Origin of the sequence: Methylophaga sp. UBA678 (assembly GCF_002299105.1) — a bacterium.
Lineage (GTDB): Bacteria > Pseudomonadota > Gammaproteobacteria > Nitrosococcales > Methylophagaceae > Methylophaga > Methylophaga marina.
Genome location: NZ_DBNG01000009.1, coordinates 121,022 through 146,518, shown reverse-complemented (window position 1 = coordinate 146,518; position 25,497 = coordinate 121,022). Strand labels below are relative to the sequence as shown.

The 25,497-nt window shown below is 43.3% G+C and carries 18 protein-coding genes and 1 tRNA gene; 8 read left to right on the top strand and 11 right to left on the bottom strand.

Annotated features, from left to right (window positions below):
* Position 1: 1 nt before the first annotated feature.
* The 7 genes from B3014_RS05260 to B3014_RS05230 form a co-directional block, all read right to left on the bottom strand.
* A complete protein-coding gene (locus tag B3014_RS05260; protein ID WP_289243683.1) occupies positions 2 to 2,008 on the bottom strand; it encodes a PEGA domain-containing protein in 2,007 nt (668 codons plus the stop codon).
* Entirely contained in the window at positions 1,995 to 3,440 is a 1,446-nt protein-coding gene (locus tag B3014_RS05255) for a hypothetical protein (protein ID WP_289243684.1), read from the bottom strand. Before B3014_RS05255 ends, B3014_RS05260 begins: the two co-directional genes overlap by 14 nt.
* Before the next feature lie 8 nt (positions 3,441 to 3,448).
* On the bottom strand, positions 3,449 to 4,684 hold the full coding sequence (locus tag B3014_RS05250) for a hypothetical protein (RefSeq protein WP_289243685.1): 1,236 nt from the start codon (positions 4,682 to 4,684) through the stop codon (positions 3,449 to 3,451).
* Entirely contained in the window at positions 4,674 to 5,309 is a 636-nt protein-coding gene (locus tag B3014_RS05245; RefSeq protein WP_289243686.1) for a hypothetical protein, read from the bottom strand. The genes B3014_RS05250 and B3014_RS05245 overlap by 11 nt, the downstream gene beginning before the upstream one ends.
* 196 nt (positions 5,310 to 5,505) lie before the next feature.
* Positions 5,506 to 8,646, bottom strand: a complete 3,141-nt coding sequence (locus B3014_RS05240; protein WP_289243687.1) for an efflux RND transporter permease subunit — start codon at positions 8,644 to 8,646, stop codon at positions 5,506 to 5,508.
* Between the two features lie 2 nt (positions 8,647 to 8,648).
* Positions 8,649 to 9,935, bottom strand: coding sequence for an efflux RND transporter periplasmic adaptor subunit (locus B3014_RS05235; RefSeq protein WP_289243688.1), 1,287 nt, complete (start codon positions 9,933 to 9,935; stop codon positions 8,649 to 8,651).
* 336 nt (positions 9,936 to 10,271) lie between these two features.
* Positions 10,272 to 11,588: a PQQ-dependent sugar dehydrogenase gene (locus B3014_RS05230; protein WP_286305838.1), complete on the bottom strand. Its 1,317-nt coding sequence runs from the start codon at positions 11,586 to 11,588 to the stop codon at positions 10,272 to 10,274.
* Positions 11,589 to 11,803: 215 nt separating this feature from the next.
* Between B3014_RS05230 and B3014_RS05225 the strand changes: the two genes are divergently transcribed.
* The 3 genes from B3014_RS05225 to B3014_RS05215 all read left to right on the top strand — a co-directional run bounded on the left by B3014_RS05225 (position 11,804) and on the right by B3014_RS05215 (position 14,797).
* Entirely contained in the window at positions 11,804 to 12,121 is a 318-nt protein-coding gene (locus B3014_RS05225; protein ID WP_007144355.1) for an HPF/RaiA family ribosome-associated protein, read from the top strand.
* 598 nt (positions 12,122 to 12,719) lie between these two features.
* The gene (locus B3014_RS05220) at positions 12,720 to 13,463 is read left to right on the top strand and encodes a hypothetical protein (protein WP_289243689.1); all 744 of its coding nucleotides are present in this window, start codon (positions 12,720 to 12,722) and stop codon (positions 13,461 to 13,463) included.
* Positions 13,464 to 13,687: 224 nt separating this feature from the next.
* Positions 13,688 to 14,797 carry a Fic family protein gene (locus B3014_RS05215; protein ID WP_289243690.1) on the top strand — a complete coding sequence of 370 codons (1,110 nt, stop codon included), beginning with the start codon at positions 13,688 to 13,690 and terminating at the stop codon, positions 14,795 to 14,797.
* A gap of 182 nt (positions 14,798 to 14,979) precedes the next feature.
* Here B3014_RS05215 and B3014_RS05210 read toward each other — a convergent pair whose 3' ends face one another.
* Entirely contained in the window at positions 14,980 to 15,453 is a 474-nt protein-coding gene (locus B3014_RS05210) for a very short patch repair endonuclease (RefSeq protein ID WP_273178504.1), read from the bottom strand.
* 66 nt (positions 15,454 to 15,519) lie between these two features.
* On the opposite strand from B3014_RS05210, the gene B3014_RS05205 reads away from it, so the two are divergent.
* The 4 genes from B3014_RS05205 (at position 15,520) to B3014_RS05190 (ending at position 20,785) form a co-directional block, all read left to right on the top strand.
* Positions 15,520 to 17,337: a DNA cytosine methyltransferase gene (locus B3014_RS05205; RefSeq protein WP_273178502.1), complete on the top strand. Its 1,818-nt coding sequence runs from the start codon at positions 15,520 to 15,522 to the stop codon at positions 17,335 to 17,337.
* Positions 17,338 to 17,480: 143 nt separating this feature from the next.
* Entirely contained in the window at positions 17,481 to 19,316 is a 1,836-nt protein-coding gene (locus tag B3014_RS05200) for a hypothetical protein (RefSeq protein WP_289243691.1), read from the top strand.
* Positions 19,317 to 19,331: 15 nt separating this feature from the next.
* Positions 19,332 to 20,081 (top strand): hypothetical protein, encoded by a 750-nt coding sequence (locus tag B3014_RS05195; RefSeq protein ID WP_273178498.1) that lies wholly within the window; start codon positions 19,332 to 19,334, stop codon positions 20,079 to 20,081.
* Positions 20,078 to 20,785 carry a hypothetical protein gene (locus B3014_RS05190; RefSeq protein WP_289243692.1) on the top strand — a complete coding sequence of 236 codons (708 nt, stop codon included), beginning with the start codon at positions 20,078 to 20,080 and terminating at the stop codon, positions 20,783 to 20,785. The genes B3014_RS05195 and B3014_RS05190 overlap by 4 nt, the downstream gene beginning before the upstream one ends.
* 143 nt (positions 20,786 to 20,928) lie before the next feature.
* Here B3014_RS05190 and B3014_RS05185 read toward each other — a convergent pair whose 3' ends face one another.
* A complete protein-coding gene (locus B3014_RS05185; RefSeq protein WP_289243693.1) occupies positions 20,929 to 22,692 on the bottom strand; it encodes a protein adenylyltransferase SelO in 1,764 nt (587 codons plus the stop codon).
* A gap of 252 nt (positions 22,693 to 22,944) precedes the next feature.
* Between B3014_RS05185 and B3014_RS05180 the strand changes: the two genes are divergently transcribed.
* Positions 22,945 to 23,715 carry an outer membrane protein gene (locus B3014_RS05180; RefSeq protein ID WP_289243694.1) on the top strand — a complete coding sequence of 257 codons (771 nt, stop codon included), beginning with the start codon at positions 22,945 to 22,947 and terminating at the stop codon, positions 23,713 to 23,715.
* Positions 23,716 to 23,847: 132 nt separating this feature from the next.
* Here the strand turns inward: B3014_RS05180 and B3014_RS05175 are convergent, their stop codons facing one another.
* On the bottom strand, positions 23,848 to 25,263 hold the full coding sequence (locus tag B3014_RS05175; protein ID WP_289243695.1) for a hypothetical protein: 1,416 nt from the start codon (positions 25,261 to 25,263) through the stop codon (positions 23,848 to 23,850).
* 153 nt (positions 25,264 to 25,416) lie between these two features.
* A tRNA-Leu gene (locus B3014_RS05170) sits at positions 25,417 to 25,496 on the bottom strand.
* Between the last annotated feature and the right edge of the window lies 1 nt (position 25,497).

Genomic DNA, 25,497 nt, shown 5'->3' with positions numbered 1-25,497 from the left:
ATTATTGACCTCCGTAAACAAAGCGACCCAGTCGGAAACCGATATCATCTCTGGGCTGGCTTGCGCCATCGCGGTATGACGCTCTTAATTCTGTGAGTGTGCCCGAACGCCAATTAGCACCTTTAACGACATGCTCATCAACGAGTGTAGTATCCAGTGTTTGTGAATAAGTACGTCCTTGTTTGGGTACAGTAAGTGAGTAGCTGTCATGTGTCCATTCTCTGACGTTACCGCCCATATCAAACAGGCCTGACAACTCTCGTTTCATCGACTTTACTGGCGCCACACCTGCATAACCATCGTTATAGCGCGGTACATAATGCGTCACCGAGCCTTTTGCAGACTCGTCAGCAATATTGGCGGCTTTAGGTGGTATCGTTTTGTCATTGCCCCAAACGAAGATTGTTTGAGCAGACCGGCCTGCTTTTCGGGCTAACCATTCCCACTCAGCCTCGGTCAACAAACGATAACCATCGGCTTGATCGTTAATATGAGTAACGGAATTGCCGTTGATTTTATACACTGGCGTTAAACCTTCTGCCTGACTTAACCAGTTGGCATAACGTACTGCCTCTAGCCAGCTGACAGAGGTGGCGGGCAAGTTGGGGCCACCGCTATGGCTTTTATCAAACTGTGCATACGATTGATTGCTGACTTCGTGCACACCCGCATAAAACGGTCGGTTAATTGTGACTTTACGGATAAACTCATTGGCTCGTTGCCCGGCTTCACTGCGCTCTGCCCCCATGAGGATGTTGTCGTTGGGGGTGAATAACTGCATTTCATCACCGGCATAGGTTTTATAGCTTCTCGGCGCTTCTTGCAGACGAGCTTGTTTCTCAGTTAGTAAATTCACCGAGACACTGCTGGTGGATTTTGCTGTAGGCGTGATGGTGCGAGTCTCAGAGCGATAGCCTGCCAAATCGAAACGAATCGTCTGTGGCAAGGCATCCAGCGTTAAGTTTAAGGGTGTTTGTCCGATGGCTTTGCCATTAATCGTGACTGACGCTTGAGGCGTCGACTCAATCACGACTTTGCCCATTTCTTTTTTCAGCTCGAAATTAAGGTCAGTGCTTTCACCTTGCTTAAGATTGACGCGTTGTGACTGTGAAAAATAGCCGGATTTTTTATACTTCAATACGGCGTCCTGATTGGCCTCGATTCTGATGACATCAGCAACAGGCGTATCAATACCATTCACTGTTAAGGTGCCACCCACAGGCGATACGCTGACATTCACTCGGGCGCGTTCTGCTTGCAGTCGATACTGTCTGCTGACCTGTTTAGCTGTTTGTGTGATATCGATAGAATCCGTGATGGTCTCAAAACCTGCTTTGTGGATTTGCAATGCATATCGTCCGCCGGGCAGTGATGTCGACATAGGCGTTTGTCCGACTTCTTCTCCATCTATGCTCACTGCTGCCCCCGCTGGCTGAGTGCTTAGCGATAACTCACCCGAGATGGGCGTCATACTCAAGGTCTTTTCAACGACATCACCCGGTTTCAGTGCGTAATTTTCACTAATAGGCTCAAAGTAAGGGTGACTGGCTGTGATGCTGTAATCACCTCGTTCCAATGATGTCTCAAGGGTATTGCTGATGGCGGTGAGCTTCTTGTCGATGTACCAACTGGTTTTATTATCTTCGAGAGAGGTTTTCAAAATGACTTGGGCTGGCAGCGGCTCAAGCGTGATTTGTGTCACTTTGCCAAAGCTGGATTCTGAAATACGCTGTTTGGCCGTTTGATAACCTGGTGCTGAGGCTTCTACTTCCGCTGAATCCGACAGGCTGTATAAATGATGATCAATTATCAGGGCCAAGCCACGACTGACATTAATCTGGGCATCCTGGCTGATAGTTTCAGGCAGCACCTGAATTGGTGTAGCTCGGGAAGCGATTAACGCTGCAGCAACAAAACAGGCGACCACAATAAAACCCAAACCCAGCCACAACAGCATTCGGCGTTGTTGGCGTTTGGCAGCTTCAATTGCCTGATTAAATTCGCTCATCTGCAATCACGGTGACCTGGACATCGCTACGGTTAAGCGGAATAGTCACTTCAATCAACTTGGAGCGATAGCCTTCACGCTTGCCTTCAAAGGAGTAGGTGCCGGGCTTGAGCTGAATCGTTTTGCCGGTAGTTTCACCCACTTTACCCACGCCCCTCACAGAGACAAAGGTTTTTCCATCGGAAATGACATTCACGTTCACCGGGGTATTCACGGCATTGATGGTGGATTTTAACTGTTGAGCTGCTTTTGCCAGAGACGGGCTTTGAGCACTAAAAGATTCTGCTTGGATGACATTGATATCAGCCGTGGCTTTGACTGCGGGATTGTTAAGACGATAAGGATTTTGTAACAAGCCCTCAATATTTTGGTCGATTTCCACAATCCGTTTGGCCTGGTTTAAACGATCAATCAGGTCTTTATTGGCTGGACGTTCTTTTAAGGCGGCACTTAATTCCTGTTTGGTGACTTCCCAGTTATCGGCATTTTGTGCCTTGTCTGCAGCGGCAACATGTTCTTCAAAGCGAAGCTGTGATTCCAGTGTTGCCAGTGCTGCGCTGACTTCTTTATTTTCAGGGCGGTTGGGATAAATTTGTTGTGCTTGTTTCAGAGCTTGTCTGGCGTTTTCAGCTTGCCGTTGCTCAATCGCTTTATAGGCTTGAAATATGGCCTGGTTATACCGTGACTCGGCCAGTTGCGTACGCAGAACATTAGCCCGCTGTTTCATCTCTTCCCGATCCGGTTCGATTTTCAGTAAATCCTCAATCAGAGATAGCTCTTTACTCGGATTATTTTCATTTCTGGCAACACGAATCGCTTCATTCAGCTCTACAATTTGTGGGATCTTTTCTATTTTCTGTTCTAGCGCTATGGCCTCTGTTGAATCAGCTTTGTGAATAAGCGCATCGTCTATCGCCAGACGGGCTGGTTGATAATCATAATTGACATACGCCGCTTGTGCTTCCTGCATGGCTTGTTCAAAAGCAGCCTCACTGTCAGTCAGTGTCTTCTCGGCGGTTTGCGTTAGCGTATCGATCGCCTGTTTGGCTTTGGCATATTGACCAGCACCGAAGGTATCCACAGCGGTTTGTTCCTGGCTTTTTAAGGTCTCGGCCAGTGTCTTATCCCAGCTGTCGATATCAATTTTTTCCAGCTGTGGTTTTAAGGTATTTTCATAATGAGAAAAGGCATCCAGATAGGCTTGGCGTAATGCGGCGATGTCTTCTTCGTTTTTAGGTTCTTCGATTTTTTGTGGTGTGGCTTGTGTGTCTGGTGTTGGCTCTTCAGTAGAAGGGCTGCTGTTAAATCGAACATTATTGAGACTGAATAGCACGAGCCCCGTCACAACAATGAGCGAAAGAACAATAATGATGCCAATGAGCAGGCGCTGTTGTTTCGCCTGCTTGGCTCTGCGTATTTCTTCGTTGATCATGACGAATATTAAAGCGCTTTATCGGGTGTCGATTCAAGCTCATACATGCGAGCCATGAAGGCGCGCCATTGTTGGAACTGCTGCTCCATATTACCGGTCAGTTTGGTACTTTGATTTTCAAACTCAATCACCTGAGGTGACATTTCCAAATCCAACGACTGGCCCAGTTCGTTTATAGCATCTTGATGAAACTTGGCCTCTCCGCGAGAGGTAATGCCACTAGTAATTAATACTGCACCGCCAACACCGCCAGCAATGGTGACCATATCTCTGCCTAAGGTATTGTTATTACGATTGCCATTGGAGCCGACGGCTACCGCTGCTGCAATCAACAACGCACCTCCAATAATCTTCATCAGACTTTCATTCTGTGCTTCCTGCTGCAGTTTTAGTTCTGTCGCGCTGGCTTTTTGCCAAGTCAGATAACTGTCATTCATTTTTTGTGAAAAAGCGGCATAGTTAGGTTGTAGATTATCCACAAATAACTGTTCTTTAACGCGAATCGCTTTCACACGTTCATAGAGTGGGTCGGACTCGCTAGGTAAACCCGTTAATTTGATAGGGGTGGAGCTGGTGTCGAGATAGTCATCAAAGGCTTTATCGTTAAAGCTGGCGCCAAAGCGTAAGTCGGCAATATGTTTTACCGTACTTAAATCTGATGGTTTTTGTTTTAGTAAGGCTTTAACTATATCGTTTGCTGCTTGATTAAACGCGGGATCATACGGGTCTTTATCGGTATTTCTGGGATTTTTATAAAAACCATCGCCCACTTCGTAATCGATATTGTCGTCCAGCCACTCTTTGCCGCTGGCATCAACCACTTGCATATCAAATTCTATTTCCAGACCGTTTGACTCAACAATACTGCCTAATACATATAAATCACCAGAAGCGGTTTTATCTGGCGTGACCCTGACAGCGCCGAACTTGCCAGTATCATCTAAGGCTTTTTTGAGTTTATAGGCAAAACGGTTGGCTTCTGCTCGACGCAGTTCCGGCCATACACCTTCTTCTTCATAATTGGCTGCCTTGCCAGAAAGGCCCGGCGAGAAAACAGGAATCACCACATCCATTTTCGGGCCGGTGTAGGCTGTTTTTGACATATCTTCACTAAAACTGGAAGACGAACGTGGTCCAACATCCACACCTGAGCCGGATGTAGTGGCACACCCCGTGAGCACATGCAGCATCACCAGCAGGTAGACAAGAAACTTGGATGGCTTTCTAAAACGATCAATGTTCAACGTTCATACCCTTATATTTTCTGTATTCATCCCAGAGTTTTTTGCGTATCTCTGGATCGGTTTCAGCTTCAGCGGCGACACGAATTTGTGCTGCGATCGCATCATCATTATCCGCGGGCGGAATATCTTCCGGAATCTTACCATTCTTAGCGATATTACCTGAGGCGGAGATGTCACCTGAACCTGATTCTGTAGATTCTTGTGAATTTGCTGCGGTGGCAGCCGTTGTATCGGTTGAGGGGGCTTGTTCTGTGCCCTGCATAGTGTCACTGGCAACAGATTCCGTGCCACTGGCACCGCCTGCTGCGTTACCGTTTCCTGAATCGCCACCACCGTCAGTACCTGAACCAGAGCCAGATCCATTGCCACTATTGGTTGATGATGAATTAGCAGAGATGGCCATATTGCATAATTCAAAGCGATGCAGAGAATCACTCAGCGCTTGCTCCATGCGCGCCAGCTTTTCAGCCCGGGTCAGCGAGGGATCATCCAGATAATCGACACTGATATTCTCACAATCCGGACCATTATTGGCGGATTCATCTGCCTGACTCAAGCCGGTATAAGCCAGCGCACCGGATATCAGTGTGAGCAATAGAGTAAGTGAGCTAGACTTTTTTCTCATCGTTGAAAAAGGCTCCCGAGATATTCACTGATTAATGATAGCTATCTTAAAACGATAAGACAGTAAAAAGCACCGATCTTTCCTTAGTTTGCGGTATAGCTAACAACAAAGTGACATAAAACATTTTTCGACTGACTTCTGCACGGCTATTTTTAGTCAATAAGATGCATCTCAACATATCTGTTCAGAACAGGCCCTATGCATTTTTCTCATCCTGATTTGAAGTCTGATGCTCTTTCACAACTTCCTTTTTAAAAAGACGATAGACCCAAATAAAGAGGAACGGCGCAAAGAAAACGACAAAGAGTGTCGTCGTAAATATGCCACCAAGCACGCTGACAGAGATAGCGTTTTGTGCGGCTGACCCTGGCCCGGATGCGAATGCTAATGGCAGCACACCGAGAATAAAAGTGAGCGAGGTCATTAAAATAGGTCTAAAGCGCTGTTGTGCTGCTGAATAAGCGGCATCAAAAGCAGTTTGTCCTTCTTCGAAATTATTTTTTGCAAACTCAACAATCAAAATCGCATTTTTAGCAGCAAGGCCTATCGTAATTAACAGACCAACCTGAAAATACACATCATTCGCTTGTCCTGTGAGCCAGGTTGCGACGACAGCTCCAAAAATGCCCAGTGGTACGGTTAGCATAATAGCGACGGGAATAGCCCAGCTTTCATAAAGTGCTGCGAGGATGAAAAACACAGCTAATGCCGACACGATATAAAGAAAAAGGGTATTCGTTCCCGCCTGCTTTTCTTCATAAGACAAACCTGTCCAGGCCACATCCAGTCCTTCAGGCAGTTTTTCTGCCAGTTTTAATACTTCCTGTAATGCTTCGCCCGAGCTTACCCCGGGTGTTGTTGATCCCTGTATTTCTCTTGAAGCAGCACCATTAAAGCGTGTCAGTTTGGGCGAACCATAAGTCCATTCACCCGAGGCAATTTCTACCAGTTGCACCATATCGCCATTATTATTGCGAACGAACCAGTCATCGATATCTTCGGGCAGCATACGGAAGGGGATATCAGCCTGAACATAAACGCGTTTTATACGTCCATTTTCTAAAAAATCATTAACGTAAGTGCCGCCCAATGCAGAGCTTAGTGTCTGGTTGACCGTGCTTAATGGAACACCGAGTGCACGTGTTTTAATGTGATCAATCTTGAGATCGTATTGCGGACTGTCATTTAAGCCATTAAACCTGACCTGGGTTAAAAGCGGACTCTGATTGGCGAGCGCTAAAAACTGATTGGTGGCATCAACAAGCTGTTGATGATCAAGGCCGGCACGGTTAACAAGCTGAAACTCAAAGCCACCGGAATTACCCAACGCACTAATGGCCGGGGGGACGATAGGAAAGATCATAGCGTCACGAACTTGTGACAAAGTCTGCGCTGCCCGGTCCTTAATGTTGAATACATTATTTTCTTCACCGCGTTCATCCCAGTTCTTCATTTTGACAAAGGCGAGCCCGACATTTTGTCCCTGACCTGAAAAGCTAAAACCGGCAGCAGTAAAAAGGCCGTCAACCGCATCACCCGCATCATCCAGATAGAAATCTTCTATTTTTTTCACCTTTTCGACGGTTTGCACCAGTGAAGAGCTGGGTGGTCCGGTTAATAAAGTAAATATACGGCCCTGATCTTCATCCGGGAGAAACGATGAGGGAATACGCATGAGCGTGATGGCGGTGATCACGATGAGGATAAGAAACACAGCCGGTAAGACAACTTTATTTTCAAGCAGACCGTCCAGCAGTGTTTTATGGCCATGGCGAAGATTCGTAAAGCCACGATTAAATAAACCAAAGAATCCTTTCTCTTTTTGGCTTTTTCTTGATTTCAAAATCTCGCCACAAAGAGAGGGGGATAAGGTTAAGGCGATAAACAGTGATATCGCCATGGCGACAGAAATCGTGATGGAAAATTGACGATAAATCACCCCGACCGAGCCCTCAAAAAAACTCATCGGTAAAAATACTGCCCAGATAACCACCGTGGTGCCAACAAGTGCGCCAGAAATTTCCTTCATTGCGGCACGAGTGGCTTCTTTAGGATCACGATCCGGATCTTGCTCTAATTTTGTCTCCACATTTTCGGTAACCACTATCGCATCATCCACCAACATGCCGATGGCAAGCACAAGGGCAAACAGGGTGAGTACATTGATTGAATAACCGAGCGTCAATATCACCCCAAATGTGCCAAGCAACACAATAGGAATAGCAATTGCCGGAATAAATGTTGCCCGGATATTTTGTAAGAAAATGAAAATGACCAGAATGACCAAACCGATGGCCATGAAGAGGGTCATCACCACATTAAAAATAGACGACTTAATAAATGTTGATACATCAATGGGGTACACCACCTCAAGGCCAGGCGGAATGATGCTCTCAAAGTCTTTAACGCGTTCTTTGACGTTCTCAATGGTCGTCAGCACATTGGCTCCGGAAGCCAGTTCAATAGCGATACCCGATGCTGGTTGTCGGTTCCAGCGACCAATAATATTGTAGTCTTCAGCCCCTATTTCGACCCGAGCGACATCTCCCAAAGTGACCTGCGAGCCATCTTCAAGCACTGTTAATAAAATGGACTCAAACTCGGCTGGTGTAGAAAGCAGAGACTGCACGGTAATGGTGGCATTAATCTGCTGTTCTTTTGCCTGTGGCGTGCCGCCTATCTCACCTGTCGCCAGTTGCACATTTTGTTCTTGAATAGCATTAATCACATCTGATGCCGTGATATTAAAATTATTCATACTCCGCGGGTCGAGCCAGATCCGCATGGCATGTTCGGCACCAAAGGTTTGAATTTTTCCGACACCATCAACACGACTTAGCGGTTCTTCAATATTGGATACCAAAAAGTCAGAGATATCATTCCGGTCCATTGAACCGTCTTTGGCGTAAAACCCAATAATCAACGCGTTACTATTGCCTGCTTTTTCAACAGGCACGCCCAACTGCTGAACAATCGTTGGCAAGGAAGATAAGGACTGTGAGACTTTATTTTGAGTTTGTACCTGAGCGATATCGGTGTCAGTGCCAGGTTCAAAAGTCAGTGTAATGGTGGCTCGGCCAGAGGAAGAGCTTTGCGACTGAATATAACGAAGGTTATCGATACCCGTCAGATTTTGCTCAATCACCTGTGTCACTGTGTTTTCAAGTGTTTCAGCTGATGCGCCAGGATAGGTAGCGGATATGGACACTTTCGGCGGTGCAATGCTGGGATATTGTTCAACCGGCAATTCAAAGAGCGAGAACAAACCAAAGCCGATGATGAAAATGGCAATTACCCAGGTGAAGATAGGGCGGTCTATAAAAAAGCGTGAGAGCATGTCTAGCGATCCTCGCTCATGTTCTGCTGACCCTCTTTCTGAGCCGCTTTGTCTGATGGAGTATGTTCATTAGTCGCTGAGGATGAGGCGTTTTCGGATGAATCAGGCGCTATATCAGGACTTATGTCACTCAACTCGGCTTCCATTTGTTGAGGCTTCACAGTGGCACCGGGCCGTAGCATCATCGTTCCTTCTACAATCAGACGATCGCCAGTTTCGAGGCCATTGAGCACAATCCAGTTGTTGCCATAAGCCGTCCCAATTTCAACCGGATGCTTGCTCGCTTTATTGTCAGCATCAATTAACCACACACTCTTTTTACCCTCAGCACCAATGATGACGCTTTTTTGTGGAATCACGATCGCTTTGGTACGCCCAAGCTCCTCAACGGAGGCCCAGACAAACATGCCTGGCAAAAGAATCGTATTTGGATTTTCGAACACAGATCGCAAACGTATAGCGCCCGTCTGCATACCGACAGAGAAATCCGTGGCATCTAGCGTGCCCTTGTGTGGATAAAGTTGTTTTGAGTTACCAATATATAGTGAGACTTCGTACTCGGCTTTGGAGGCTTTATTGAGGCGTAAGGCCGAGAGACGTTCTTGCAAATCACGTACTTCTTCTACGGATTGTGACAAATCAACGTAAACGGGATTAAGTTGACGTACCGTGGCAAGCGGCATTTCTTGTTGCGATGTCACAAGCGCGCCTTTTGTAATACTTGATGGACTAATATAGCCGCTTATTGGGGCATAAACGCGCGTGTAATCTAGGTTGATTTTTGCATTTTTCACTTCCGCTTCTGCCAGGCTGACAGCCGCTTTTGCCTGTTCATGACTGGCAAGTGCATCGTCATACTCTCGATGACTCACGGCATTGGATGGGATGAGCAACTTATAGCGGTTTACTAGCAGTTCTGCGTTTTTTTCACGTGCTTTGGCATCCTGCAAATTAGCCATGGCCATTTTATAGTCTGCTTCATAACGAGCAGGATCTATCTGATAAAGTTGCTGCCCCTCTTCTACGAATGACCCTTCTTTAAACAATCGCGACTGAATGATGCCACTGACTTGTGGCCGGATTTCAGCAACCTGATAGGACACCACGCGTCCGGGTAGCTCATCACTACGATTAACGGGTATGGGCTTAATCTCAATGAACCCGACATCTACAGCTTGCTGACTCTTCGCGCCCTGTTTTGCTGCACCTTCGTTTTTCTTGTCCTCACCTTGTCCATCACAGGCTGATAGAGACAGAGTAAGGGCAAAAAATATAATAAACAAAGGCATAATATTCACTGTTATAGCATCCTATCGGCATGGCTTATTTTGTCTTCACTTCTTTATTGAAGAGGCTATTGGTTGATAGTGGGTTTGTGTCTAAAAACGCCACTTTTCTTGAGTACACATCGACCATAGCCGTATTTTCCTAACGTTTCAAAAAAATCGCTGAGCGGTTGAATCGAGAGAACGATGATTCATCGATCACTGTGCGTCTCAAAAGATACTTTTTTAGGGGTAACCCTCATGCTTGGTCATTTTTTTGTCGCACACAAAAAGCGTTTAGCAGCACCATATTGATGCTGCTAAATCTGCTCTTTCAGTCTGCTGAATGTGTCTTAACGACTATTCTGGACTAACTCGCCAGATGGTATTACCGACATCATCGGCTACCAATAATCCGCCCATTTTATCCACGACCACACCGACCGGACGTCCTCTTGCGTCACCATCTTCATTGACGAACTCCGTCAAGATTTCTTGAGGCAGGCCATCAGGCTTACCATTTTTAAATGGCACAAAAATGACTTTATAGCCACTTAACGGTTTTCTGTTCCAGGAGCCATGTTGTCCAATAAACGCGCCATTCTGATATTTGTCAGCCAGTAAATCCGCTTCATAAAACGTCAAGCCCAATGAGGCCGTATGTGCGCCCAATGCATAATCGGGTTTGATGGCTTTTTCTACTAACTCAGGCCGTTGTGGTTGCACTCGGGTATCGACATGTTGTCCATAATAACTATAAGGCCAGCCATAGAAAGCACCCTCTTTAACTGAGGTCATATAGTCCGGCACCAGATCACTGCCAATTTCGTCACGTTCGTTGACCGTTGTCCAAAGTTCACCAGTTTGTGGCTGCCAGTCCAGTCCATTTGGATTACGTAAACCGGAGGCAAATAAGCGTTTCTCACCCGTTTGCAAATCCACTTCTAAAATGGCGGCACGGTTTTCTTCTGCTTCCATGCCGTTTTCACCAATATTACTGTTGGAACCCACGGTGGCATACAGCTTGGTGCCATCTTCATTGGCAATAATATTTTTGGTCCAGTGATGGTTAATGGGGCCACCTGGTAAATCTGTCACATGCTCTGGTTTAGCCGTGATTTGAGTTTGTCCTTCTTCATAGGGGAATCGCACAATCTCATCAGCATTGGCGACATAAAAATCATCGCCGATGAGCTCCATCCCAAAGGGTGAATGCAGATTCTCTAAAAACACATGCCGTGTTTCAGCGACGCCATCGTTATCTTCATCACGAAGTAAGGTAATGCGATCAGCACTAGGTACAGCTGCACCTGCATCTTCTAATACCATGCCTTTAATCCAGGATTTAAAGCTCCAATCTGAGCTTTCGCTCTTCGGTGCATTTGACTCAGCCACCAATACATCGCCGTTGGGTAAGACATACAACCAGCGGGGATGATCTAAATCCACAGCAAACCGGTTCACCATCAGCCCTTCAGCAACAGTGGGTTTTTCATCAATCGGCCACCCTTCTGCGGGGGCAATATTTAATGTAGGAATAAGCGATGATTCTGGCGCGACCAGGACGGGATTTGGCCCGACATCAGCTTGTGAAGCAATTTTTGAGGTATCACCACAGCCAGTGAGACTGATGGCCATAATACTGATCGCGGCGCTGTACTTATAAAGGTGCTGCATCGTGTCCTCCTTTGAGTGAAAACGATAACTTAACTAGATTTTGGAAGAATAAATATTTGAGTCTAACAATATTGCCCTTACCCATGACTTGCTTTGGGTTAAAGGGGGTTGCTTGAAATAGGTCAATATGAACGCCATATAAAAAATGACCATGGAATTCTTTAATAATTCACATTGTCATAAAAAGCGGTTTATTCACCTTTCAAGGAGATAACATGCAAATTCAGGTAAATACCGATCGTCATATTCCAGGTGACGATACGCTCACTGATTCGATTCGTGAGGAATTACAACACGCTCTTAAACGCTTCGACGAGCACGTCACTCGTATCGAAGTCCACCTAAGCGATCAAAACAGTGAAAACCGAGGCGGAGCCGATGATATTCGCTGCCTGATTGAAGCTCGCATAGAAGGTCATCAACCTAATGTGGTCACCCATGACGCCGCCTCTGTTAAACAAGCGTTTACCGGAGCGACCGATAAAATCAAACGTGTACTCACCACCACGATTGAACGCATGAAATCACACTGATTAATTATTTTCTATCAATAAAAAAAGGCCAAACAGCGTAAGTTGTTTGGCCTTTTTGATTTTGATTCCCAAGGGCCTTTAATGAGCGAATATCTATTTATCTGCCATACAAAAGGCATTACTTCATTCAGGGCAAGTTTTACTGCAATTGGATATAAGAATTAAATCGTCAAAAAAGTGATTTAAGAGCGATCACTGATCACAAATTTATACATTCACTGTAAAAAGATAGCTGTCATTTTTACGTAAAGACCGAACGATAATATCTGGTCTATGAAACCTTAATATAACGCTCATCACAATTGAACGTTGCTTAGCGTGACAAACTATGGAATATTTAACCAAGATAAACAACTTCTTACAGCTACTAAAAAGTAGTGAGTTGTTTACAAAAAGGACTCAAACACCATTCGGAACGGATACCTTGCCATAATCATGGCCTCTACTCAGAAAGTATCCAATTCCCAATTGATCAAAAAAACCGGTCTTATAAAAAACGGCTGTCATCCAGCCACAAATTTAAGCCGTGAAAGATAATCCAATCTAAGCAACTTAACTTTGCTTACCTAAGCTACAACCAATATACATGGAGTAATAGATGTTCAAGATGATGTTCTTATTTGTGTCAGTTATTCTCAGTTTTTCTGCCTTTGCAGGAGGCACAAAACCAACTCTCTCTAGAGAAAGCATAGGAGATATTGAGGGGATCCTTAAGGATGAAAAAACATGGGCTGCTCATGAGTTCGTTGCAGAGCAGAGTTATCGCATGAAAGTCGATCACCCCCTCAGTTTAGGCGTGTTCAACGTCAAACGCCCCTTACCTATTCAATTGACTTTTCTCAAGAAGGAAGACGCGGGGACAGCAAACTGCCGAGCCTATTTTCTTGATAAGAATTTTTCAGCCAAAGAGGCTAAGTTATTTTTTGAGCAACACGCAGGCTCGAAGCTAAAGTTATTAAATGGTCAGCTAGTTAAACTCACCAGCAGTGGTGGTTCTGCCAGATGGTGCAAATTTACTGACTATAAAGTACTGGCAAGCAAAAACGAGCGAGAACAGGCAAGCCAAAGCAAAGCAACTGAGGATAATGCCTATCAATTTGAGGGCACGATAAAAGTCCTTGTGGCTCGTTTGCACCCTTCAAGCATGATTATGCGTCAGCTAAACGCGGGGGATATCACACAGAAAAGTCTATTTGAACGCTGCGACAAGACGTTGACGATAGCCCCACCTCTTGCTTCACACATGAAAGGGCCTGCGTATATGAATAAAGAAGCAACGGTTCACGTAAAAATAGAAGGTAGGAAATGTGTCGCGACAAGTGTTGTATTTGACGCTAAATAATTGATTGCTGTTGGTGAAATAGCAGCGAAAATAAAATCAATCACTCTGACTTTATTGGGTTTCAGGCAATTGCTTCTTGCCACTCCTATTTATAAACCACCACTGGCAAAAAACTAACTGCTTGCGGTGAATAAGGTGGTTAATCACCGCATTAAATGCAGTGAACAAGCTTGTTGTTGCGGTGAATAAAGACTATTATCACTGCATAATTTGCGGTGATTAATATGTGGATATACCAACACAACAACTGGCCTGACTTTTCGTGGAATGCAGACGTCCTAGCTGTCAAGCTGGCTGATATTCGTCATCAGCAGGGCCGTTTGCTTGGCAGAATGGAAGCGATCGGCTTTGACTTGAGAAGAGAAGCCAGCCTCAGAACATTAACTAATGATGTGGTGAAGTCTTCAGCCATTGAAGGTCATACTCTAAATCCTGAGGAAGTACGTTCCTCCATTGCTCGTCGCTTGGGTATGGATATTGGTGGTTTGATTCCAGCTAGTCCTGATGTTGAAGGTATCGTGGAAATGATGCTGGATGCAACACAATTTTTTTCCAAACCTTTAACAAAAGCACGTTTGTTTGATTGGCATGCAGCACTTTTCCCGACTGGGAGAAGTGGTATGCACCACATCACTGTGGGCGATTGGCGCTTAGTTGAGAATGACCCTATGCAAGTCGTTTCAGGTCCAATCGGAAGGGAAAAGATTCATTTTGAAGCGCCAGCCACTGAAAAAGTGAATGCAGAAATGAGCACGTTTATAAAATGGTTTGAGAGTAAATTTGCTATCGACCCTGTTATCAAAGCCGGCATTGCTCATCTCTGGTTTGTCACTATTCACCCTTTTGAAGATGGAAATGGCCGAATTGCTCGAGCGATTGCCGATATGGCATTGGCAAGAGCAGATAAGATGCCCGAGCGGTTTTATAGTCTGTCTAATCAAATTGAGAGTGAGCGAAAACAGTACTACGCACATCTCGAAAAACAACAACGAGCAACACCGGATATCACAGAATGGCTAAGCTGGTTTTTAGATTGTTTGGGCCAGGCTATTACCAATGCAGATGAAACGCTAAGTAATGTGTTATTCAAAGCCAGATTATGGGATAGAGTTAACCAAAACCCGGTAAATGAACGTCAACGCAACATTATTAACCGTATGTTAGAAGATGATTTTGAGGGACACATGAACACCTCTAAATATGCAAAGTTAGCTAAGTGCTCAAACGACACGGCATTACGCGATATTCAGGATTTAGTTACACGACAACTCTTTATACAAAACCCAGGCGGTGGACGGAGTACGAGTTATAGGCTAACAGGTGTGGCAGATTAATAAGGTTTCCTGTTCAAGAATACTCCCCTTGATTTCCAAATGCTTTAAATTCGGGTTTCCCCATTTTTGTTGTATGCCTTAAAGGTGATTCGAAAGAATTTGGCAAAAAAATTAAGGCGATTGGAAAGCGGATACTTTAAAAGAGGAATCGAGAGGGCAGCGGTTTTATTTTGGTTTAATTATCAAATTGGCTGACGCTTGATTTTCTTAGAGTCTAATTCTGTGGATGCATGGTACTCTGCTAACCAAGACTCTACGTATTCAGTCAACTCAGGCAGTGGTAATTTATTTTTACCTTTTAAAGTACACTCCCAGATTGTTAAAGTCCTCCAACCTAGATCTTGAAGTCTTAGAAGTGTTTTCTTATCCCTCTCAATGTTGGATGATATTTTCTTTTTCCAGAATTCAGAATGTGTTTTTGGCCATTTGAAGTAGTCACAGTCATGCCCATGCCAAAAACAGCCTTTTATTTCGATGATAGCTTTAAATTTTGGAAAAACAATATCTGGTCGACCGGGCAGAGATTTATCGTGAAGTTTATATCGAAGTCCTTTTGCGTGGATTGCTTTCCTTAAGATCAGCTCAGGTTTTGTATTCTTACTCTTAATTTTTGACATATTGAACGATCTTGTTTTGGCGTTATGTACGTCTGACACGATTCAAGCTCCATATGATTATTGGACCTGGTATTATCTTATGAACAATTAGTAGATCGGTAAAAGATGAAAGCAAAAAAAATAAAAGTAATTGATTTGTTTGCTGGGCCAGGTGGTCTGGGCGAAGGTTTTAGTAGTTGTAGTGATAACTCTCCTTTTCAGATTGCAATGTCTGTTGAGCATGAGAAGTATGCCCATCGAACTTTAACACTAAGAGCTTTCTACAGAAAGTTAACGAAAGAAGAGCGAAATAAATTTTATTACCCGTACATAGAAAGTCATGATGAGTCTGAAAAAATGCAAAATTTTCAGATCATGATCGGACAGCTCAAGAAAAAATGGAGTGAGGCTTTGTATGAGACCATGGGAGGGCCTTGCGCGTTGGGTAATCCGGAGAAATGGAAAAAAATCAAGGCAGGCGAACCATTATCAGCTAAAGATGATGAGCCGACAGAGCATGAGTTGCTCATTATGAAGAGAATTGATGAGATTAGAAAAGAGCATAAAGGTCCATTAGTAGTAATAGGTGGTCCACCTTGTCAGGCATATTCCGTGAATGGAAGGAATAGGGTTAAAGCAGAAAAAGACTATTCACCAGAAAGTGATGAACGTTTTTTTCTGTATCAAGAGTATCTCAAGGTTCTGGATAGAGCTGATCCTGATATTTTTGTCATGGAAAATGTTGAAGGTATTCTCACTGCTAAATTAGCAGATGGAAAGTTTATATTTGAAAAAATTAAGCAAGAACTTGTTATGCCTGAGCGCATCCGCAAAGAACAATATGATATCTACTCATTCGTAAAAGAGCCGGATCAAAAAGCAACTACTCAGAATGGTCCAGTGTATATAAAGAACTCCGACTACGTCATAACTGCTAGTAAGTATGGGGTTCCACAAAATAGAAAGCGAGTCATTTTGTTGGGAATCAAACATAAGTATGGCTTGATAGATGATTATCTGGAGTTGGCTGACCCTCCTCCAAAGACTGCAGACCTTTTGACTGGTTTGCCAATATTGAGAAGTGGGATGAGTGATGAGGTAGATGATGCTAATGCTTGGTTACGAAATTGGTATAAGCATAAGAATGAGTTGATTACATTGTTATCTGAGCCAAGAACTGCAGAAGATGTTGCATTTGGAATATGTAGAAGAAAACTCGAAAGTAGCAAGCTATCTAGATATCAGATTTTTCGGATGTCTGGCACTATATTTACCGGTGACTACTTGAAGCTTCGCAGCCACTATCTTAGTGCATACTCTAAAACGTTAAAAATTTTGATGAGTTGTGATGATGGAAATTTTGTAGCGGAAGGTGATGGAAGAGGTAACAATCTTTTTTGTCGTGATTCTGAGAAACAGTCATTATTTACTAATAGGTTCAGACAAAATTATCCCGATTTGTACTCATGGCTAAATAGAGACATCCAAGGTGCGGTAAACCATGTGACAAGAGGACACATGAAAGAAGATCTGAAGCGATATATGTTTTCTGCAGCATGGGCCTCTGCTCACGAACAAATGGTTAGTCCATCACCAAAAAGCAAAGATTTTCCATTGCCACTTTCTCCTGAGCACGGAAACTGGAACACAGGTAATCATGCAGACAGATTCCGAACAGTTAGCTCACAAACTGTTCCTTACACCATAACTAGTCATTTGAGAAAAGATGGTCATGCTCAAATTCATTATGATCTTGCCCAGAATCGTTCTTTGACTGTTCGAGAGGCAGCAAGAATTCAGACTTTTCCCGATGATTATTACTTTGAAGGTAGTCAGGGATGGCAGTATCAACAAGTTGGAAATGCAGTTCCCGCATACTTAGCTAAAAAAATTGCTTTACATGTATTTCAACTTATAAATAAAAAAATTATTCGAAGGAGTTGAGTCAGCTTTCCTCTGTAGATTGGCTTCATATTACTTAATAAGTATGTATGTAAAAGATAAATTTATTACAGATGTAGAAAGAAAACGAAAAAAGCGATAACTTAGAATTTCAAGAACACTATCGCTAACAACAGGGAGCTGGTATGAAATGGCATTTTCCAAGAGTTTCTAAGGATCAGGTTGAAACTGAAATTACACAACGCGATCAGTTTGATAATGATGAGTTACAGCTTTCAGAGACAATTGTTAGAGAAGCAATCCAAAATAGTTTGGATGCAGCATTAAACGAAGATGAGACTGTTAAAGTTACATTTACGTTTTTAGATATGTCTAGTGGACTTCAGCAAGGCTTTATGGAAAAACTTTTATCAGAACAACAAGAACATGCTCGAGCTTCACGTCTCGATCTAACAGCTTTTGATCCCCTAAATCCTTCAGCATTGGTTATAGAGGATTTTGGTACTAAAGGTCTAACTGGCTCTGTTAGAAAAAAAGATAATGATAATTTTACTGACTTTTGGCGCAGACATGGAAAGTCCCACAAATCAGGTAAAAACCGTGGCCGTTGGGGACTAGGTAAACTTGTTTATTCATGCACTAGTCAAGCTCGGGTCTTTTTTGGCCTCACTAAAAGGCAACAGGATGAATCATATCATTTGATGGGCCAAACGGTACTAGACCTCCATACAATTGATAATATTGATTATACGCCCCATGCTTTCTTTTGTGATTTAGAAAAAGAAGATGATCCTCTAGAACAGTTTCCTATCCCTGTTCAGGACGAAGCTTTTGTGGATGAATTTGTAAAATATTTTGGCCTTGAAAGAGGAGGGAACTCAGGTCTCTCAATAGTTATCCCATATCCTAATAATCTCAATAGTGATCGTATGATTGGAATTACTATTCAAAACTACTTTTATCCAATAATTACAAAAAAGCTTGAAGTTAGAATTAATACTACTCATATAAGCTCATCAAATATACGTGAGCTTGCACATAAACATGCGCATGAACACTTTTCTCAGATAGATACACTTTTTGACTTTATTGAAGAGGCCTCATCGCGAGACCCTGCTAAATTATTGAGAATGAAAGAGAGTTGGACAAAAGATGAAAAGTTAGATGAGGGTGACTTTGAACCTGAAGTCCTTGCTGAAATACGAGAACAATTTACTAACGGAGAACTTGTTTCTCTTCATATGCCCATATCTATAATCAAGAAGGATGCCACATCATATTCAACAGGCTTTTCAATCTTTATCAAAAGGCCAACTGATCTTGATAAAGGACTTGATTTGTATGTTAGGGGGGGGCTAACGCTTCCATCTGAAACTAAGTTCAGAGAAAGAAGGGCTTTAGGTGTTCTTGTCGCCGAAGAGGAACCCATATGTGCTTTCTTAGGTGATGCGGAAAATGCCGCACATACACTATGGACAACTAATACAGAAAAGTTGAGGAAAAATTATCAATCATCTCAACGTTCTGTAACAATGATAAAAAAAGCTCTGGTCCAACTATATGATTTGCTTGCTGATGTTACTGAAGAAAAAGATGAAAATGCTCTTAATCAATTCTTTTGGTTTCATGAACCAGAAAAAACAGCCAAGAAAAAACGACCTAGAGTACCCAAGCCGCCTAAGCCAATAATAATAAACAGATCTAAGCCTAAGTTTTCAGTTAATCGTGTGAGTGGTGGGCTAATCCTTAAGCAAGGAGAAGGGCTCACTGATGGCGATCTCCCTAGGAAAGTTTCTCTTAAATTGGCTTATGAAGTATCCAGAGGTAATGCGTTCAAAAAGTGGAGCCCCTACGATTTTGATACTGGTAAAAATAAAGAGATCAATAAATTAGTATCTGGTGGTGTAGATATCGATAGTGCAGGGGGACAGGATATAGTTTTTAATATAACTTCAATACCTTTCTATATTGAAGTAAGCGGTTTTGATACTAATCGTGATCTGAAAATTAGGGTTGTGTAGAAAGGAGGGGGATTCATGTTAAGAACTTTCAATTACACAGGCAGACATAAGATTCTTCAAAATGAAGTGAGCTTTGAAGTTTTGGAGGAAAAAGGACAATCGTCACCATGTTTTAATGTTAATTTCGAAATTAATCAAAGAGACATGCCCAAGGATGCAAAGCTATATGTTGAGGCTTGGTACAAAGAGACTAGGCAAAGATTTGATTTTGGTACTTTGGGTCATATCATTCCACCAACAGATAGGCAATTGAATCAACTAGATCTTACTGGTACTGCAAACTTTCGAGTCTTAGTGGTTGATGAGTCGTCTGAGCATGCTTTGATACTTGCTTCTGGTGAGGGGTTCAGGTTTGATTTCAATGATGAAGAAAAATCAAGCCTTTTAAGTGTCAGAGCTCTACCCCTTGATAATCTCTGCTGGAAACTTGATTTTGATGACCTCGATAAGCCAGAGTTGATTATAAATAATAACATACCAAATGCTCTGGAAAAAATGCGTTCAGATCCGATATTTCAGGCTCTTATATTGCCGTCTGCAATGAGCCAAATACTCAGTAAATATCTGTTTTCCGAAGATGTAGATATTGATAGTGATGGTTTTAATAAATGGCTAGGTTTTAGTCAGAACTTTACTGATTCTTCTCCCATAGAAATGGATATTCAAGAAAGGGAAAAATGGCTCGATGATGTTATTGAGCAGTTTGCCAAAAGGTTTGAGTTCTCAAAACGACTCATAGATGCATACACGGATGAAGAGCAATGAAAATTAGAAAACTGACTGATTATGGATGCAAAGAGTTTAACGAATATATATTCAGACTAAGAGATGGAAGTACAGAGAATTTTCCTGCTTATATGCTTACTCATCCAGACATGAGTGAAGAAATCCCTGACGCTGTAGACATACAAAATCATTATTTCCGGTCAAGGTATGAAATGGGAGAATATCTCGTTGAAATAATGAATAAAATCGATAATCAGAGGTATATAGGTGATCGCGGCTTATGGACTTGGATTGCACTTTTTTGGTTCGAACAATTATGTCCGGTTCGTAGAGATAAGACACGAAAGGCAAGTATGCCTTACAACTATATTCTTAGCTCTGATTACAAACATAGATATAGACACTCTGCGTATATTACATGGCAACTCGTCTCCCGTTATGGAAAAGATGTCAGATACCTCCTATGCAAAGAACTACCTGTACGAGGAGAGTTGATTGAGCAATTGATGGCACGGCAGGACATCCTTTCAATGGAAGGAGTGATGAAGCTTTCTAGTAAACTCTACACAGATTCTTCAACTGGGCATTTCAAGAGAGGAGCTGCATCAAGGACAAGCGGTGGATGTGTTAGCCGATATGTAAGTTTTCTCCAACAACTCGAATTAACGTACGACCTTTATATTCTGGACGATACCCAGTTACTTAAATTGTTACCTAGAGAATTTCAACGCTTTATAGATTAGATAAGTTGATATTTATTGTTGTGTTAAATTTAATACTCACTAAGTCAAGCGTGTTAGAGAGTATCAAGCGTCAGCTAACTTGATTCTATTAAGCAAACCCTAACCTAATTACAATAACACGCTTTGACCTGATTAATTTCGACTCATGACGAGCAACTATAATGTGATACGCCGCCGATATCACTAAGCTCTGTTGGCATAAGCCTATAGTATTTTTCTTCGATGTCTTTTGATTGTTCTGCGTAAGGTTGCGTCATCACATCCTGTAACTCACGAAGGAGTGTGTATTCACCTTCGGCTGCTTGTTTATAAGCAGCAACGAGCTGCCACTCTCGCAAACTATATTTCGGATTAACCTGTTTCATCTGATTAGAAACCGCTTCACGGGAGCGTGAAGCGGTTACATCGTTTTTGTCACTGATACCTAGCAGCGTTTGCCATTTATCAAGCCATGCTGACCAGTGTTGCTCAATATCCTGAGCGTTTGGAGGTGTCGAGTTAATGCCATTTTCAGCAGGATTCAGTTCACCATAAAAGCTTTTTTTCAGTGGCTCAATGTCGTCTGGCAACGCTGAGAGCTCACGAAAGAAAATGGTGTAATCAACGGGTGTCAGTGTCATCAGACTGATGAGCTCGCTGAATAATGCCTCGTTATAATCCTCAAGCCCGAGTTTAGCTGCCCACATCTTTTCCAATTGCGTTTGCATCACGTCAGCAAAACCCTGTTGAACGTCTTCAAGCTCTGATAGGTAATGCTGATCGCCCTTGAGCAAAGGCTGTATGCCTTTACAAAACATGGCGAAGTTACGTGCTGCCGCAGCGGGTTGGTTAAAGAATGAGAAATGACGTCCGCCGCCGATCCATGGCTGATATAGAGGATCAAACGTTTCACAGAAACCAAAAGGGCCGTAGTCCAACGTAAAGCCGCCAACAGCGCAGTTGTCACTGTTGAAATTACCTTGGCAATAACCGACACGTATCCAGTTAGCGATAAGCGAGGTGAGGCGTTCACGAAACGCCTTGGCAAGTGAAATGACTTTGGTTTCGATATTCAGGTTGTTATCGATAACGTCAGCATATTCTCGATCGATGACGTGCAAGACGATCTTTTCCAGCTCATCCATGGCATTTTCATGTGCATGATTCACAACACGACGAGCAAATAGCTCAAGTTGACCCACCCGAATAAAAGAGGGGGCGACGCGTGTAGAGATGGCAACCGGTTCATTGATAACGATGTCCGGTTCATTTGACATTGAACCCTCCGAATACCACGGCCGTCTGACACGTTCCGTTGTGGAGGCATACAAACTTAATGAACGTGATGTGGGTACACCGAGTGCATGCATGTGTTCTTGAGCTATGAATTCTCTAATGCTTGATCGTAAAACGGCCCGACCATCTGCACCACGACAGTAGGGTGTTCGACCACCACCTTTTAACTGCATTTCCCAGCGTTGGCCCTTGGTAACGGCTTCTAATACGGAAATGGCTCGACCATCACCGTAGCCATTACCGGTTTGGAAGGGACATTGTTGAGTGTATTCCGTACCGTAAATAGAGAGGGCGTAACCTGTCGCCCAACCGACTGGACGTATAGGCTCAGGAACATGAGTGAGATCGCCGGAGAACATCTGAAGGAAGTCTTGCGACGTTGCCATGCTGTCAGCAAAACCCAGTTCCTCAAAAAAGGTTTTGCTGTGTGTGACGTATACGGGGTTCTCGATTGGCGTCGGTTTTACCGGTACATAATGACCCGAGAAGACTTGCCTTGGATAGTGATCTTCGCCATTTACCGTCGCGTCAGGATCACGGTTAAGTGAGTCCATGAACGAATAGCTTGTCTGTTGTGCCAGGTCGTCGAGTGTCGAGACTTCTGAAGTCATATTCTCGGAGGAGAGTTTCATTATTGATATTCCTGATGGCTTTGGTATTGCGATAATCCCCACACAAAATGAATGGGGCACTATCCTTATTCAGCGATAATAACCATTCTTGCATTTTTGAAAGGAATTTTGAAAACAGCTTACTCAATGTTTGGGACAGATAACTTACTTGATATGCTTCAATAGAAAACAAATAGTCATTCACGATATCTTCCGAAGGGAAGACCTGATATAAATATTTAAAATTATTTACTTAATTAGGGAGCAGCATAAATGTTTTCACGGAACTGGATATCAGCAAAAATGCCTAATCCTCGGCAGATTTCTTGGATTAGCTTCATTAGCCTTTTGAGCATTATCGGGCTAAATAGTCCTGCGTATGCGGATGATGGATGGATGTTTTCACCCTATCTGCGTGTAGATCTGGGGTATTCCACCACGATTGATGATGATGTCCGCTTTCTTGACCCTAGCGAGTACGATACTTTGGATATGGATCGTGATAGCGGCGAACGCTATCAAATCGGCGTAGGCGCCAAACTAAACGACTTTATACGGGCAGATATTACGGTGTCATACCGCGATAAAATGACAGAGGTCGGGACTTATCTTGATGCGGATGGCATTCCGAACAAAGCCATTAACGAAATTGATGACGGCGCGTTTCAAACTTCGAACTGGTCGACGATGCTTAACATCTATGTCGACCCATTTCGCGCAGCCGGTTTGGATACTGGCGCATTTTCCCCTTATCTGCAGGGCGGCATTGGCTGGGCACGAAACAAAACCGAAGACATGAAGTTTACGAATGCAGGTACCCTATTCGGTGATACCCACAATGATTTTGCCTGGCAAATTGGTGCTGGTGTCCTTTACGATATTACCGAACATTTGAAACTCGATCTGTCTTATCGTTATCTTGATATGGGAGAAGCACGAGCTTCAAACTCTTATACAGCTGGCGGCCCTACCTTCAATGTAGGAGACATAGACTTCGATTTAAAAGCCCACGAAGTATTGCTCGGTCTGCAATATCAATATTGACATTTGGTATTGGGAATAAAACTGGTTAAAAGGGATGCTATCTCAGGAAATACGTCTGTTCAGCTCATTTAAAATCAATAGAGTTGATTGTTGATTAATCAAGTTGAGTCCTATCCATGCTTTGGCTTTTCCCTAACTGAATTTGCTTAAAATCCAAGAAGCGGGACGAATCAGCAAAAAGTGAATAATTTTGTAAGTCCAGGTTATCAATATATAGATCGGGCTAATAAAGCCCAGTAATGGCAGATAAAGCAGAACAAAGCCCAATCGGTGCAGCAGATAACGAATGGTGAATGCATGCCAAGTTGGGTAATTGACTCTGACTGGTGAGGACCAGAGTTTGAGGTATAAGAACCAGGATGTTTTGTAGGAGACCAGGCCAATCGCTAATGAAGCGATTAAAGAAAGATGAACCCATGACGGAATGAGTGGGTGTATACGATCATCCAGTTCTTTTGCACGTGCTTCATTGGGCTGAAGTAGCATGGCCGATTTTGCTAAAACATTCAGTGGCATTGAGGCGAGCTCGAGGCTACTGCTTTGCTTTTCGACGGCTGCTTTAGTTGGTGCGCGATGATCAAAATGCAGTGCGGTGCGTAACTTCCCAGAGGAATCAATACCAACAGGTATTGGAGCCGACGAATTTTTAGCAGCAAAGGCATTGTAAAAATCACCAGTAGTGTATGTATTTAAACTGCCATCATCTTTCTTTTTTTGCCAGTCTTTAGCCAAGGTTTGTAAGGTCTTTTTCGGTTTATCTGAGCCGAGAATGATCAGGCTGATATCTCTATCAGCAGCGACCTTTTCTAAATCCTTCACAGCGATTTTTTCTTTGCCATGCATTAAAAAGCCATTTTCTACCTTGGCTGAAATAACAAAGGTTTGCTGACGCATTGTTTTGAGTGCGTTCAGCAACTGCTTCGTGCCGACTTTATCCACCGGTATTTTTGAACCGTAATTTTGTTTAGGTAGCGTAACCTCAGGATTATCAGCCAGTTGAATCAACCGCATATTTGACGAAGAGATGGGGCGTTGTAATTGCCACATGGCCGTTTTTAATGCACTGATATCGCTAATACTAATGCTGATGTGTTTATCAATGAGTTTGGTTGTTGGGCTGGTGGTGAGTGAATAGGTTTTGCCTTGTCGAGATTTAATCTTGATGGCTACGTCCGAGGGGAGTTTATTAAAGGCATCCAGAGAATAAGGGAGATGACTTTCCGATAGTAATAAGGTGGCTTGCTTGTTTGCATCTGCCGCGGTTTCAGTGAATTGATGAACGGGTACGCTTTTGCCATCGGGTGTTTTTGCTAGCCATTGATTTTGACTAGGGTTAAAACTAATTTCGGCGACGCCGCCTTCTGGATAATGGGCTAACTCATCAGCAAACCGAAAGGACGAGCCATGGGGGCTATCCGGTGCATCTATACTTTTCCCTAATTTTGACAAGCCGGAGATCAAACCTGCTTCAGCTGAAGGCTGAGCCACAGTAAGTAGGGCGGCCAGGAGCAAGAAAAGCCAGTGTGTTTTAGTGAATGATGCAGTCATTGAAGGCGCGTTCCTTATGGCCAGCCAAGGTACGAACAAGCGTATAAGCAATAAGTCATTGCAACAACACTCGGTACTAGCTAAACATTCTGCTGTTACAGCACAAATAAAAAAGCCCCGAGACTTTGCAGTATCGAGGCTTTCGTATTCGTATGGTACCCAGGGCCGGAATCGAACCGGCACGCCGGATTAGGGCGAGGGATTTTAAGTCCCTTGTGTCTACCAATTTCACCA